The sequence below is a fragment of the Allomuricauda sp. NFXS6 genome, from assembly GCF_040148835.1.
Lineage (GTDB): Bacteria > Bacteroidota > Bacteroidia > Flavobacteriales > Flavobacteriaceae > Flagellimonas.
The window spans coordinates 163,591-177,871 of record NZ_JAGEMG010000009.1 but is presented as its reverse complement, the minus strand read 5'-3'; the positions used below and the strand labels follow the sequence as shown (position 1 = coordinate 177,871).

Here is a 14,281-nt window from a genome sequence, read left to right as displayed (position 1 = left end):
TCCAAAGGAGGGAAACTTCTCTCCTTGGGGGAGACTGGAGAGGAGATAATTTATAGAAACTAAAATAACTGCTATTAAACCTGAATGCCGTCAAGTTTGCAGGCCTGTTGGCAAAGGCAGGGTTTTAAACCTTTAACTTGACAAATAAAGAGGTCTAAAAAGCAACAAAATTTTGATTTTGTCAGGTTGAGCGCAGTCGAAACCCATTGATTATCAAATTGACTTAGGTTCTCGACTGCGCTCGAACTGACAGGTAACAAGCTTTTTAGCCTCATATCCACTAAAGACAAATTGATCACTGAGCTTCTTTAATATAACCCCAGCCTTGTTTTTGCTTTATAATGATTTCATAAATACCATCGGGCACGGAACCTACGCCTGGAATAAGGTCGTCCATGGTCATTTTATGCCGTTTCATGGTCTGTTGGCAAATCACTATGTCCACATTATCTCTGTTTATAATGGCCGACAAGGTTTCACCGGCAACAGATGATTTTTTATCCACCATTTTAAAGGCGCCGCTATAAATCACCAATTCAAACTCCGATTCCGGATACGCTTCGGCCATCAATCTTAAATGTTTGGCTGCTGTCCTGTGTACATCGGGATTACTGCTGGTTACATCAAATACTACTTTGATGGGTTCGTTTTGTGCCAGGATCAATCCCGACACCATCATCATTAAAAAAAATAAAACTGTCTTTCTCATCTTTTAAATGGTATTTCCTGCAAAAATGTAACCGCATCCTTCTTCTTGCGCTCTTCCCAATGCCCACACTCCGGAAGGTACAATCTGAATTCCAGGTAACACAGCTGCTTTCCACTCTTCGTAAACTTCATTCGGGTCCTTGCCCATTTGTTGTGCAACGGCACCACTGTAAACATTTAGTGCCAGATTGCACACGCAAAACATAGCTCCCCTACCTTGCATATCCTTAATTCCCTGGATCATGGGAAGTGGAAAATCACCCTCTTGCGGTTCATAATATGGATTACGGTCGTATGGGGCACCGTCTGCTGTTTTTACATGGAACATTTCTCCCAATGGGTATTTTTCCCATAAATCGTCGTGCAATGCAAAGGGAATGGCATCATGGCGAAGAACGGTCATTGCCGTAACATCATCATCTGGTGAGCCCATTTCATTGTTGGACAAATAATAGGCCCAGTTCCAAATAATTGGAAATCCTTTGTGCGGATAAGAGCCATCATAAACAATGCGGTGTTCTCCCTTAATTGTCTTCATCCAAGCCTCTGCATCATTCATTTCTGAATGTGAAAAATCTGTCATTCCCCCTAAAATAGGGTTGGTAAAAGCCGATAATGTTGATGCAGTTGCACCCAACATCATCGCTCCCATAAACTTTCGTCGCGATGTTGCATTTGTTTCCATTGTTACTTATTGTTTATTTAGATTTACGTATTTGATGTTCCTTTTGGTAGTAGTCCATAATAGGCTGGAACGGGCCCAATTGGTGCTGCTCTATTGTGAAGGGGTCCACGTACGGACCATAGGGGGTAGAAACTGGCTTTTTAACCAGGTCGGGGAAGTCTTTTTCTCTGTTGGGTTTTGTGGGTCGTAGTTTTTGATTGATGTATCCTGCTACATCATAAGCCTCCTCATCGGTAAGTATGGGATTACTATAAGTAGTACCATAGGGCATATTGCCTTTGATGAATTGGGCCGCTGTAATCACACGGGTCATTCCCGCGCCATTATTATAAGAATCCCGACCCCATAACGGCGGGTATAGATAAAGTCCGTTACTATCTTGTTTTTGACCTTGTCCATCAGCACCATGGCAAACAACACAATGCTTGGTAAATACTGCTTCGCCATGAGCTAAATCAACAGCCCTTGGTGGGATTTCCACTTTAAGAAATCCCTGCCCCTCAATTTTTCCGTTGGATGGTGCTGCCCTGCCCAACCAATCCATATAAGCGATAAGCGCTTTCATTTCTAGACTTGATTCCGGCATCATTACCCCGTTCATACTGCGCTCCATACATCCATTAATGCGTTCCTCGATGGTTCCCATTTTGTTTTCGCGCCCTCGAAACTGAGGAAAACGTTTTACGACTCCGATCAAAGGAGCCGCATAGGGCTTGGTTCCACCATTTAAATGACAACTGGCACAAGCCAAATTGTTCCCTGAAAACATTTTTGTGGAATCCTTTTGTTTGGGACCTATGTGCAAGGGTGTATTCCTGAATACCTCGAACCCTAATTTTACTATTTCATTTTTTTTGGAACTGGAGAGATTGTAGACGTTATAGTCCATATAAAATACATCATCCGGATACGTCACCTGATTATGACTCTTTGAGCTGAATCCGAATCCAATTATGACAACGGAAAACGCCAAAGCAATGATCAGCCCCATGCAAATACTTATTTGCGTGCAGAGTTTTTTTATCTGACGAGATAAGGACTGGGCATCGCCGCCTTGAGGTGTAGTTGTCTTTGTAGAACCTTTCTTCATTGTTTCCCTATAATTTACCAATAGCGCAGAGGAGCCTTAAACTATTTCCATGGCAAACATTTGGGCGGTTTAATATATCATCAATGGTTATGCAGGGTAGGGCAATATATTGTAAAAAACCTTTATAATCAAAGAAGCCTTTTAAGTTACGTAAAAGTAATGGAACAGTAAATTTATTATCACCAAGAACCTACAAATAAGACAATACAATTAAAACAATCCTCCTTGCGCACCCCCTTTTACCTTACCCAAATGGGTATACGCGAGTTCAGTTACTTCGCGACCTCTGGGAGTGCGCATTATAAAGCCTTGCTGAATAAGAAAGGGTTCGTATACCTCCTCCAAAGTTTCGGCGCTTTCGGACACCGCAGTGGCCAAAGTGGTAATGCCAACAGGGCCCCCTTTAAACTTGTCGATGATGGTGGTTAGAATCTTGTTGTCCATTTCATCCAAGCCATGGGCATCTACGTTCAGAGCCTTGAGTCCGAATTGGGAGATATCCAAATCAATACTTCCGTTGCCTTTTATTTGTGCAAAATCCCGGACCCTGCGCAGCAACGCGTTACATATTCTGGGCGTTCCCCTGCTACGTCCTGCAATCTCTATTGCCGCATCATTGGTAATAGGTACCTTCAGGATTTCAGCACTACGTTCAACGATGGTGGACAATAATTCGGTATGGTAATATTCCAACCGACTCTGGATACCAAAACGGGCACGCATCGGTGCGGTTAGCAACCCTGATCTTGTTGTGGCCCCGATCAAGGTAAAGGGACTGAGATTAATTTGAACAGTACGGGCATTTGGCCCTGTCTCGATCATAATATCAATCTTATAATCCTCCATAGCGGAATACAAATATTCCTCTACTATGGGGCTCAACCTATGTATTTCATCAATAAAAAGTACATCCCGTTCATCAAGGTTGGTCAAAAGTCCCGCTAAATCCCCGGGTTTATCCAAAACAGGGCCAGAGGTAACTTTTATGTTCACCCCGAGTTCGTTGGCCAAAATATGGGCCAAAGTGGTTTTCCCCAGTCCGGGAGGACCGTGGAACAGCGTATGATCCAAGGCTTCCCCCCTAAGATTTGCAGCTTGCACAAAAATCTTAAGGTTTTCCAATACTCGCTCCTGCCCCGTAAAATCATCAAAACTAATGGGCCGCAAAGCTCTTTCTATATCGAATTCTTCCGGAGAAAGGTTTTCGCCTGTTGGGTCTAAATTTTCGTTCATCGTTCAACAAATATAGTTGAAAACGCAAACCACCTAAACCATATCCACTAAAAATACCATTTGGGTCATTTCTTAAAAATCTAAGCCTTAACTTAGATATGTTTTAAAATTTTTCAATTCATCCTTGTATGATCACCTCAGATTATTCCTTTGGAATTTTACAATACATCCCATTTTTCTATGTTATTTGGTCCGACGACCTGCTCTCTGCTTCCGAAATTTCGGTTGTTCAAAAAGCCATTGCACAGGATGCTTCCCTTACTTCAAACGAAAAAAAGCAATTACAAAAATGGTTGGACCGGGAAAACCCACCTGTTGATGATGAGATAAAAAACTGGAAGCAGACCATCGACCACTCCTACGTGAAACTCATTGAGAGTGACACCTACCCCCTTACTTCGCTGAGCCAACGGTTGGTAAACAATGACAAGCTGAACGAGCAACTAAAACACATTGAGGTCCATTTGGGCATACAGCCCAATCATTACAATCACTTGTTTGACGTGGAAGTGGTCCATGAAAAAACTTCGAATGAATATGATGCCACGATTCTGGATGGCATTTTGAAAGGAGAGCATGGAAAGGTGGTGGATGTCTTCCGAAACTTTGTAGACCAACCCGATTTTGAATGGCAAATCATAAGAAACAAAGAAGATTTTAGAAATCGGATTTTAGAACAAGTACAGCTTTTAGGCAAAAATGGATATGGTGCGATGGCCTATCCTCCCGAATATGGCGGAACTGGAAATATGCCAGCCTACGCCGCTATTTTTGAACACTTGATGTTCGTGGATGGCAGTTTGGCCGTAAAATTTGGTGTTCAGTTTGGACTTTTCGGGGGAAGCATACAAAAACTCGGCACCAAAAAGCATCACGATCAATATTTGACCGATGCAGGAAAAACCAAGTTATTGGGTTGTTTTGCCATGACAGAAACTGGACATGGGTCCAACGTTCGAGGCATCAAGACCACGGCCACCTATGAAAAAGAATCGGACTCCATTGTCATCCATACCCCAGGAAAAAGCGACAACAAAGAATATATCGGAAACGCACTGCATTCCAAAATGGCGACTGTGTTTGCCCAATTGATCGTAAATGGCAAAAATGAAGGTGTACATGCCATTTTGGTTCCTCTAAGAAATGAAAACCATGAAGAGCTGGAAGGGGTGACGGTTGAGGACAACGGATACAAATTGGGGCTCAATGGGGTTGATAATGGGAAAATTTGGTTCAACAATGTAAAAGTACCAAGGGAGAATCTCCTTAACAAGTATGGGGAAATAAGGGATGATGGCACCTACTTTTCCTCCATAAAAAATCCGAACAAACGATTTTTCACCATGCTGGGCACTTTGGTAGGCGGACGTATTTGTGTGGCCCGTGGTGCGCTTGGAGGCAGTAAAATGGCATTGGCGATTGCTGTAAAATATGCGCTCAACCGAAGACAGTTCAATGATAACGTCAAAATACAGGAAGACCTTATTATGGACTACCCAACGCACCAATTAAGGCTCACCCCTGCCATTGCGGGTGCGTACGTGTATCATTTTACGTTGGAGGAACTGATGAAACGCTATAGCGATGATTCCCAAACTGACAAAAGAAAGATTGAGACGCAAGTGGCAGGCTTAAAATCCATAATCACATGGTTTGCCAATCAGACCATTCAAGAATGCCGAGAAGCATGCGGGGGAAAAGGATATCTATTGGAGAACCGAATTGCGGATTTAAAAGGCGATGTGGATATCTTTACCACTTTTGAAGGAGACAACACCGTATTGCTGCAATTGGCAGCCAAAGGCATTCTTTCCGATTTCAGGGCCGAATTCAATAGTGCTGGTTTTGCATCGGTGTTGAAACTGTTGCAAACCCAACTTTCGGACAAGCTTACTGCTATCAACCCATTATATTCCAACAAAGTTGATGCAGAGCATTTGTACAATCCAAAGTTCCATAAGCATGCTTTCAGCTATAGGACGAGAAGATTGACCTATACGTTGGCCATGCGTATCAGAAACTATATTAAAAAGGGAGTTCCGTCCTACCAAGCATTCCTTAAGGTACAAACCCACTTATTGGCCTTGGGAAAAGCGTATAGCGTGGAACTGGCCTATATTACCTTTTGCGATCATTATGAAAATATTATGGACCTAAAATATAGGGGTTTGATGGAGAAAATCGGGTGTCTTTATGCTCTTGACCAAATCAATTCGGATGCCAGATGGTATTTGGAGCAAGGCTACATCGGGAGCACAAAGTCCAAGGCCATTCGTCAACGTGTCGAGCGGCTTTCCACAGAACTGAGACCACACATTGAAGTTTTGGTGGATGGTTTCGGCATCCCGGAACATTGCCTTACCGCACCAATTACGAAGTAATGGTTATTCTTGCTTTTTGATGAGCTGAGCGGTATCCAAAAACTCATCAATCGTAATCTTTGGCGTGCCATAAAGGTAAATAACGGCATCACCGGTAGCATTGATTTGAATATCTCTAAATGCATGGACGCGAGCATTGGCCTTTCCGGTAATCGTAAGTTTACAGGACCCTATTTGCATGGCTTCACCTTTATACTTGGCATCTTCCAACAAATTGACCTGAAAGCTATCGGATGTACCTTCCATGGCCAAGGATGAATTCCCCTCCAAATCCAGAGCTCCCGTATTAATTTGGGCATAGACGTAGGCTTGTGCCCTTTTGTTCAGGTTGACGTTCAAAGAGTCGGCCTCCAAATGAAAATCACCGCTGCTGGTATCTTCCAAATTGATATCCATCAATGCTGCATTGGCCTTAATATCAAATTTGGTATTATTGAACCCGTCCACAAACAATTCATTGGACTCGATGATGTCTTTGGAAACCATGCTTCCGTTTTTTAAAGTTATTGCTTTAAGATCGGTGTAGTTAACGGTGATGTCCAACTGCTTTTTGGCCGTAACGTTGTAGTAAGCGCTTATCACCAAGGTATTGTCTGTGACCTCAAACTTTAGAATGTCAATCAAATTATCATCGGCGATAATATGATATCCTGGTACGGATGATTTTTCAAGTGCAATCTCAAGGTCATCGTTCAGTACAACAGCATTGAACGGGGGTAGCTCTTCGCTCACCTCGGCAACGATACGACTGCCCTTTATTTTGGGTTTACGCTGGGCCGTGGATATAATAGGGGACAATATCAGGACTAGGATAAGTAACTTTCTCATGTTGTTCTCTTTGTGATGGGAAAAAATGCCATTTAAAGATATGCAATTCGCTCCAAAAACGCTTCCAACAAAAAAGCCCATCCTAAGGGACGGGCTTTTCGTTAAGAGAAATGTATTCTTAATGGTTGAGTTCTTCCTCGTTCTCTTGAAGCGGAACGTTTTGCGGAACAAAATCCTGTCCTGCAATTATGTACTCCCCATTTTCGTATGTTTTGCTGTAGTCGTAGGCCCAACGGTAAACATGTGGAATTTTACCTGGCCAGTTTCCGTGCATATGCTCTTGTGGCGTGGTCCACTCCAATGTATTGGAACTCCATGGGTTTACAGGTCCTCTTTTACCGTAGAAGATACTTGAAATAAAGTTGTACACAAATATCAACTGGGCCAAACCTGCGATAATCGCGAATACGGTCATCAATACTTGTACGTTGGTCAACTCATCGAACATTGGGAATGCCGTATTCTGATAGTAACGTCGTGGAACTCCTGCCATTCCAACAAAGTGCATTGGGAAGAACACCCCATAGGCACAAACTGCTGTAATCCAGAAGTGGACGTAACCCAAGTTTTTGTTCATCATACGTCCTTGGAACATTTTAGGGAACCAGTGGTAAACCCCAGCGAAAAGTCCATAAAGGGCCGATATACCCATTACCAAGTGGAAGTGAGCTACCACAAAGTAGGTGTCGTGCACGTTGATGTCCAAAGTACTATCCCCAAGAATTATTCCTGTAAGACCTCCTGTAATAAACGTTGAAACCAAACCTATTGAAAACAACATCGCAGGATTGAGCTGCAAATTACCTTTCCAAAGTGTGGTTATATAGTTAAATGCCTTGACCGCAGATGGTATCGCAATCAAAAGTGTTGTAAATGTAAATACAGAACCCAAAAATGGATTCATACCAGAGATGAACATGTGGTGTCCCCAAACAATGGTAGAAAGGAATGCAATCGCCAAAATAGACGCAACCATTGCCCTGTATCCAAATATGGGTTTTCTTGCGTTTGTTGACATTACTTCGGACGTGATACCCAAAGCTGGCAATAATACAATATATACCTCGGGGTGACCCAGGAACCAGAACAAGTGCTCATACAATACCGGAGAACCTCCTTGATAATGCAAAACCTCACCTTGGATAAAGATATCCGACAAGAAGAAAGAAGTACCAAAGCTTCTATCCATAATCAACAGCAATGCTGCAGACAACAATACCGGGAAAGAGATTACACCGATAATCGCAGTTACAAAAAACGCCCAGATAGTCAAAGGTAAACGTGTCATGGACATTCCCTTTGTTCTTAGGTTGATCACGGTTACAATATAGTTCAACGACCCCAATAATGAAGAAGCGATGAATATAGCCATGGATACCAACCAAAGTGTCATTCCCATTCCGGAACCAGGCTGGGCCATTGGTAATGCACTCAGGGGCGGATAAATGGTCCAACCCGCAGCGGCCGGTCCAGCTTCCAAAAACAAGCTAATCACCATAATTACCGAGGAAACGAAAAACAACCAATAGGAAACCATATTCAAGAATCCCGAGGCCATATCCCTGGCCCCAATTTGAAGCGGAATCAAAAGGTTACTGAAGGTACCACTCAGTCCTGCTGTCAATACAAAAAATACCATAATGGTACCGTGAATGGTCACCAATGCCAAATAAATATCGGCATCCATTACCCCATCTGGGGCCCATTTTCCCAAAACAGCTTCAAAAATTGCAAAAGATTCACCGGGCCAAGCCAATTGCATTCTAAACAACAGTGACATGGCAATACCTATGAATCCCATTATAAGACCGGTAATTAGATATTGCTTGGATATCATCTTGTGGTCCTGACTGAAGATGTATTTTGTTATGAAAGTTTCCTTATGGTGATGTCCGTGATCATCGTGGTGATCATCGTGATTTACATGGGCTACTTCAGACATATTCCAATTAATTTTTCGTTATTCTTTTTTTTTGTTTTTTTATTCTTCCGAAGAGGTTTCTTCCATAGCAACGTCATTGCCATCCTCTGAGTTAAATGCCTGTGCTTCGGACTCATCGACCATTACGGTTTCTTTGAAAGTCTTTTGTTCGGCAAGCCATTTATTGAACTCCTCTTCGGTTTCCACTATAATCTTCATCTGCATGTTATAGTGGGATTTTCCACATATCTTATTGCACAGCAAAACATAATCAAATTCCCATGGATCGGAATTAGGGTCTCCTTCTGCTGCTCTTTGCGCTCTAATGGCATTAGTTCTTTTTACCTTGTCAACCACATCCGGATTTAAACGCATTTCTTCGGTGGTAACGGTAGGTGTGAAGGAAAACTGTGTAACCATTCCGGGAACGCAGTTCATTTGTGCCCTAAAATGGGGCATGTAAGCAGAGTGCAACACATCCTGTGACCTCATTTTAAAGTTTACCTTTCTTCCAACAGGTAAGTGCAGTTCTTTAACAATAATGTCATCTTCGGCATTGGGGTCGGATTCATTCAATCCAAGTACGTTGGCGTTCGCTATATCGATCAATCTAACATTGGCTTCTCCAAGTACGTTGTCGTCTCCTCCATATCTGGCGGTCCAGTTAAATTGTTGTGCATAAAGCTCAACAATCAACGGGTCATCGTCCTCATTGATATCCATTATATTGGTCCAGGTGTACAAGCCCCAAAGAATTAAGCCTGCAAGCACAATCACCGGGATAATGGTCCATATAAATTCCAATCTATCATTATCGGCGAAGAAAAGTGCTTTTCTGCCTTTCTGCCCTCTGTATTTGTAACCGAAGTAGTGCAGCAAGGCTTGCGTTATTGTTTGCACGAAGAATATAATGGCCATGGATACCCACATCAACTGGTCGTACTCACCACCGTGTTCTGATGCAGCTTCGGGCAACAGTACTTTGGTATACTTGGCAAAACTGAAAATAGTGATTCCGTAAATAAAGATCAGAAAGGCAAACAACAGGTAGCCGTTGTTCTTGTTGTCGGAATCGTTCGCAATTTCATCGCGCTCTGTCTTAGTTTGCGATAATTCAAAAATTTTGGTCATTTGCCAAATTGCAATCGCAACTAATACTAAAACAGTAAATGTTAATAATGCAGTCATCGTATATCTATCTAAGACTTAAATCGTATTGTATTAATAATGAAAATGTCTACTCTCCTCAATAAAGGGGTTTCGTTTGGGCTGCAAAGGCGCCTTGGTCAAGGCCGTGAACACCCAATACACAAACAAACCTCCGAAGAACAAAATACCACCAATCTCGGGCAAGCCAATGTACCATTGGTCACCGACCGTTGCAGGCATTATCATATTAAATATATCTAAATAATGGCCAAAAAGGACCACAATACCGGTCATAATAACAAACCAGTTGATTCTTTTGTAATCACTGTTCATCAGCACCAACAATGGGAATATAAAGTTCAAGGCCAACATACCAAAGAATGGCAATTTGTAATCTTGAAAACGAGCAATATAATATGTTACCTCTTCGGGTATATCTGCGTACCATATTAGCATAAACTGGGAAAACCAAAGGTAGGTCCAGAATATACTGATACCGAACATAAACTTGGCCAAATCATGAATATGGCTGTCGTTAACTTGTTCCAAATACCCTTTTGATTTTAGGTAAACCGTAACCATGGCTATAACCGTGATGCCGGAAACGAACATACTGGCAAAAACATACCATCCGAACAGTGTACTGAACCAATGGGGGTCAACACTCATGATCCAATCCCAGGACATCATGGATTCTGTAATTAGGTAAAATACCAAGAATCCTGCTGACCATCTAAAGTTTTTCACAAAGTTGGAGTTATCATCGGACTCGTCTTGAGCCAAGGACAATTTTCTTGAATACTGACGGTAGAAAATCCATCCTCCCAAGAATATGGCCGCTCTAATCAAAAAGAAAGTCGGGTTTAAATATCCAGCTTTACCTTGCAACAGTTTATCGTGCGCTACGGTTTCTGCATCCATCCAAACGAACATATGGTTCATGTGTAATGTGGATAGCAATAAAATTACAAATACAATGATTCCACCTGGCACCAAGTAAGCCGTAATTCCTTCCATAACCCTAAAGAGCAATGGCGACCAACCAGCCTGTGAAGCGCGCTGTATGGCATAAAAGGCCAAAACACCCAACGAAATCATAAAGAAAAAGAATGCAGCTACATAAAGTGCAGACCAAGGTCTGTTCTGTAATTTGTGCAACAAATGAGTATCGTGGGATGCGTCATGCTCCGCCCCGTGAGATGCTTCTGCAGCGTGACCCTGTTCTTCTCCATGGTCCGTTGCCTCTTCTGCATGCCCACCGCCATGACCATCGTCATGTACCGCTACCATGGCCTTGGCCTCTTCCACAGTTGATGGGGCCGATAAAAAACCAATTGCAAGGAAAATAAATCCAAGCCCCATGGCTATGAAAGATCCTATTCTAAGTTTGTTTGAAAAGGTGTACATAGTTTAGTCTTATCCTATTATTTTGTTAGGTCTTCCTTTAACTTCATCACATATTCGGATACTTGCCACATCTCTTTTTCATTGGCGAACTGGGAGGCGTATGAGCCCATAGAGTTCAATCCATAATAAACAGCGTGGTATGTAGTTCCTACCGTAATATTTCTGGCTACATCATCATAGCTGGGAACACCCAATATTTTTTCTCTTTTTACAAGATTTCCTTGTCCATCTCCTTTAGGACCATGGCATATGGCACAATAAATTGCGTAGAGCTCTGCTCCTTTAGCCAAGTTTTCTTCACGGTTCAAAGAGTCCAATGGACTAGTGTTCAATCTTGCTAGTTCTTTACCTTCCGGAGTGTTTTCGAACTCATAGGGCATATATCCTCTAGAGATGGTTCCCTCTGCGGGCAATAGTGCCTCCGTGCCATCAGGAAACAATCCATTGTCCACGCCTTGGTAGGTTTCATATCCTACGGGTTCGTACATGTCTGGCATGTATTGGTAGTTTGGACTATTCTTATCTGCACATGAGGCAGCTAACAGCACCAAGACCAACGCAACACTTATTTTACCTAATTGCTTCATATTATTAAGACTCCTTTTCTGTAACTTTTACTTCTACCGCACCGGTTTCCCACAACAGCTCGGCAAGTTCATTTTCGTTATCGCTCAAGCCAATTTCCATTAAAAAATGGTCGTCAGTTGTACGTTTATCGGGATTTTCCGCTTTTTTAAAAGGCCACATTCTACTTCTTAGATAGAAGGTGATTACCATTAAGTGGGCGGCAAAGAAAACCGTAAGTTCGAACATGATAGGCACAAAGGCCGGCATATTCTCCAAGTAACTAAAACTTGGTTTACCACCGATATCTTGGGGCCAATCCTCGATCATGATATAATTCATCATAACCACGGAAACCGCCAACCCTAAACATCCATATAGGAAAGAGGTAATAGCGATACGGGTATCCGCTAAGCCCATCGCCTTGTCCAAACCGTGAACAGGAAACGGCGTGTACACTTCTTCTATATGATGGTGCTCTGCCCTAACCTTTTTTACGGCATGCATCAACACATCGTCATCGTTGTAAAGTGCCTGTATAACTTTTGATGCCATAATTATTTTTTATTGTTTAACAACTTTGCTTGTCCTGCCCAATCGTCTCTCTGTGCACGACCTGGGAACCTTCCGGTTATAGAATCCAGCAAATCATACTCCTTTTCGGTCATTCTAGCGACTTGGGCATAGGTAAATATGCCAATTTCGTTCAAGGTACGCTCCATTTCGGGACCAACACCTTTTATTTTTTTCAAATCGTCTGGGGTTTCTGTAGCCGCATCGAAAGTACCAATGGAACCAAGCAACTCGGACACTCCCACTTTATCACCAACAGTCGGTTTGGGCTCACCCATCAAAACGTCATCGGTTATAGGCGCATCGTAGCTCACAACTTTGTTGACATTCGTTGGCATTTCATAAAGAGGCTTACCAGCATCCCTTAATTTTTTATATTTCTCACCGGATGCTTTCAAGATGGATTTTACCTCTGCCTGCGCAATTACCGGGAATGTTCTCGAGTACAACAGGAACAGTACAAAGAAGAATCCAATAGTTCCAATAAAGATTCCGATATCCACAAAGGTTGGGGAGAACATCGTCCAAGAAGACGGCAAGTAATCCCTGTGCAATGAAGTCACAATAATCACAAAACGCTCGAACCACATTCCTATGTTCACCACAATGGAAATAAAGAAGGAGAACATGATACTGGTACGCAGTTTCTTGAACCACATAAACTGTGGCGAGAACACATTACAGGTCATCATGGACCAATAAGCCCACCAGTAAGGTCCTGTTGCCCTGTTCAAGAACGCATATTGTTCGTACTCCACACCGGAATACCACGCAATAAACAACTCCGTAATATAGGCACACCCAACGATGGAACCTGTAATCATGATTACGATGTTCATCAATTCAATGTGCTGTACCGTGATGTATGCTTCTAAGCTACACACTTTACGCATAATGATCAAAAGTGTGTTCACCATGGCAAATCCAGAGAAAATCGCACCAGCAACAAAGTATGGCGGGAAGATAGTGGTATGCCATCCTGGAATTACCGATGTAGCAAAGTCAAAGGATACAATGGTGTGTACCGAAAGTACCAAAGGAGTAGCCAAACCGGCCAATACCAAAGAAACTTCTTCAAAACGTTGCCAATCCTTTGCACGACCTGTCCAACCAAAGCTCAACAGGCTATAAATTTTCTTTTGGAATGGTTTTACCGCCCTATCACGAATCATGGCAAAGTCAGGCAGCAGCCCGGTCCACCAGAAGACCAATGATACAGAAAGGTAGGTCGATATCGCAAACACATCCCAAAGCAGCGGTGAATTAAAGTTTACCCAAAGCGAACCAAATTGGTTCGGAACGGGAAGTACCCAGTAAGCCAACCAAGGACGTCCCATGTGAATGATAGGAAACAAACCGGCCTGGATCACCGAGAAAATGGTCATCGCCTCAGCTGAACGGTTAATGGCCATTCTCCATTTTTGACGGAAAAGCAATAGTACCGCTGAAATCAGTGTACCTGCGTGACCAATACCCACCCACCATACAAAGTTGGTGATATCCCAGGCCCAGTTAACGGTTCGGTTAAGACCCCAAACCCCAATACCTGTGGAAATGGTATAAATGATACATCCTAGACCCCAGAGGAATGCCACTAATGCAATGGAGAATACAATCCACCAATGTTTATTGGCCTTTCCCTCAACCGGACGGGCAATGTCCACGGTTACATCGTGGTATCCTTTGTCTCCGACCACTAAGGGCTTTCGAATAGGTGCTTCGTAATGCGACGCCATAATTTA

12 protein-coding genes are annotated in these 14,281 nt (G+C 42.7%); 1 reads left to right on the top strand and 11 read right to left on the bottom strand.

Features of this window, described 5'->3' with window-relative positions; translation table 11 throughout:
- Nucleotides 1–295: 295 nt before the first annotated feature.
- From J4E06_RS14155 to ruvB, 4 genes are all read right to left on the bottom strand, one after another.
- A complete protein-coding gene (locus J4E06_RS14155; protein WP_349524613.1) occupies nucleotides 296–709 on the bottom strand; it encodes a DsrE family protein in 414 nt (137 codons plus the stop codon).
- 3 nt (nucleotides 710–712) lie between these two features.
- Nucleotides 713–1,393 carry a Tat (twin-arginine translocation) pathway signal sequence containing protein gene (locus J4E06_RS14150; RefSeq protein WP_349524612.1) on the bottom strand — a complete coding sequence of 227 codons (681 nt, stop codon included), beginning with the start codon at nucleotides 1,391–1,393 and terminating at the stop codon, nucleotides 713–715.
- A gap of 13 nt (nucleotides 1,394–1,406) precedes the next feature.
- Nucleotides 1,407–2,483 (bottom strand): c-type cytochrome, encoded by a 1,077-nt coding sequence (locus J4E06_RS14145; RefSeq protein WP_349524611.1) that lies wholly within the window; start codon nucleotides 2,481–2,483, stop codon nucleotides 1,407–1,409.
- A 210-nt stretch (nucleotides 2,484–2,693) separates the two neighbouring features.
- Nucleotides 2,694–3,716, bottom strand: a complete 1,023-nt coding sequence (ruvB, locus tag J4E06_RS14140) for a Holliday junction branch migration DNA helicase RuvB (RefSeq protein WP_349524610.1) — start codon at nucleotides 3,714–3,716, stop codon at nucleotides 2,694–2,696.
- Nucleotides 3,717–3,844: 128 nt separating this feature from the next.
- Here ruvB and J4E06_RS14135 point away from each other — a divergent pair, with 128 nt between their 5' ends.
- Nucleotides 3,845–6,097 (top strand): acyl-CoA dehydrogenase family protein, encoded by a 2,253-nt coding sequence (locus tag J4E06_RS14135; protein WP_349524608.1) that lies wholly within the window; start codon nucleotides 3,845–3,847, stop codon nucleotides 6,095–6,097.
- A gap of 3 nt (nucleotides 6,098–6,100) precedes the next feature.
- On the opposite strand, the gene J4E06_RS14130 is transcribed toward J4E06_RS14135, so the two are convergent.
- The 7 genes from J4E06_RS14130 to J4E06_RS14100 all read right to left on the bottom strand — a co-directional run bounded on the left by J4E06_RS14130 (nucleotide 6,101) and on the right by J4E06_RS14100 (nucleotide 14,275).
- Nucleotides 6,101–6,925: a GIN domain-containing protein gene (locus J4E06_RS14130; RefSeq protein WP_349524607.1), complete on the bottom strand. Its 825-nt coding sequence runs from the start codon at nucleotides 6,923–6,925 to the stop codon at nucleotides 6,101–6,103.
- Between the two features lie 118 nt (nucleotides 6,926–7,043).
- A complete protein-coding gene (locus J4E06_RS14125) occupies nucleotides 7,044–8,867 on the bottom strand; it encodes a cytochrome c oxidase subunit I (protein WP_349524606.1) in 1,824 nt (607 codons plus the stop codon).
- 39 nt (nucleotides 8,868–8,906) lie between these two features.
- Nucleotides 8,907–10,034, bottom strand: coding sequence for a cytochrome c oxidase subunit II (locus J4E06_RS14120; RefSeq protein WP_349524605.1), 1,128 nt, complete (start codon nucleotides 10,032–10,034; stop codon nucleotides 8,907–8,909).
- A 33-nt stretch (nucleotides 10,035–10,067) separates the two neighbouring features.
- Nucleotides 10,068–11,402, bottom strand: a complete 1,335-nt coding sequence (locus J4E06_RS14115; protein ID WP_349524604.1) for a quinol:cytochrome C oxidoreductase — start codon at nucleotides 11,400–11,402, stop codon at nucleotides 10,068–10,070.
- A gap of 17 nt (nucleotides 11,403–11,419) precedes the next feature.
- On the bottom strand, nucleotides 11,420–11,989 hold the full coding sequence (locus tag J4E06_RS14110; RefSeq protein WP_349524603.1) for a c-type cytochrome: 570 nt from the start codon (nucleotides 11,987–11,989) through the stop codon (nucleotides 11,420–11,422).
- 4 nt (nucleotides 11,990–11,993) lie between these two features.
- Entirely contained in the window at nucleotides 11,994–12,521 is a 528-nt protein-coding gene (locus tag J4E06_RS14105; protein ID WP_349524602.1) for a DUF3341 domain-containing protein, read from the bottom strand.
- A gap of 2 nt (nucleotides 12,522–12,523) precedes the next feature.
- Nucleotides 12,524–14,275, bottom strand: coding sequence for a helix-hairpin-helix domain-containing protein (locus J4E06_RS14100; RefSeq protein ID WP_349524601.1), 1,752 nt, complete (start codon nucleotides 14,273–14,275; stop codon nucleotides 12,524–12,526).
- Between the last annotated feature and the right edge of the window lie 6 nt (nucleotides 14,276–14,281).

Bases quoted from the DNA above. Each gene is read 5' to 3' on its own strand.
- J4E06_RS14155 (WP_349524613.1), bottom strand. From the start codon at position 709: ATGAGAAAGACAGTTTTATTTTTTTTAATGATGATGGTGTCGGGATTG.
- J4E06_RS14150 (WP_349524612.1), bottom strand. From the start codon at position 1,393: ATGGAAACAAATGCAACATCGCGACGAAAGTTTATGGGAGCGATGATG.
- J4E06_RS14145 (WP_349524611.1), bottom strand. From the start codon at position 2,483: ATGAAGAAAGGTTCTACAAAGACAACTACACCTCAAGGCGGCGATGCC.
- ruvB (WP_349524610.1), bottom strand. From the start codon at position 3,716: ATGAACGAAAATTTAGACCCAACAGGCGAAAACCTTTCTCCGGAAGAA.
- J4E06_RS14135 (WP_349524608.1), top strand. From the start codon at position 3,845: ATGATCACCTCAGATTATTCCTTTGGAATTTTACAATACATCCCATTT.
- J4E06_RS14130 (WP_349524607.1), bottom strand. From the start codon at position 6,925: ATGAGAAAGTTACTTATCCTAGTCCTGATATTGTCCCCTATTATATCC.
- J4E06_RS14125 (WP_349524606.1), bottom strand. From the start codon at position 8,867: ATGTCTGAAGTAGCCCATGTAAATCACGATGATCACCACGATGATCAC.
- J4E06_RS14120 (WP_349524605.1), bottom strand. From the start codon at position 10,034: ATGACTGCATTATTAACATTTACTGTTTTAGTATTAGTTGCGATTGCA.
- J4E06_RS14115 (WP_349524604.1), bottom strand. From the start codon at position 11,402: ATGTACACCTTTTCAAACAAACTTAGAATAGGATCTTTCATAGCCATG.
- J4E06_RS14110 (WP_349524603.1), bottom strand. From the start codon at position 11,989: ATGAAGCAATTAGGTAAAATAAGTGTTGCGTTGGTCTTGGTGCTGTTA.
- J4E06_RS14105 (WP_349524602.1), bottom strand. From the start codon at position 12,521: ATGGCATCAAAAGTTATACAGGCACTTTACAACGATGACGATGTGTTG.
- J4E06_RS14100 (WP_349524601.1), bottom strand. From the start codon at position 14,275: ATGGCGTCGCATTACGAAGCACCTATTCGAAAGCCCTTAGTGGTCGGA.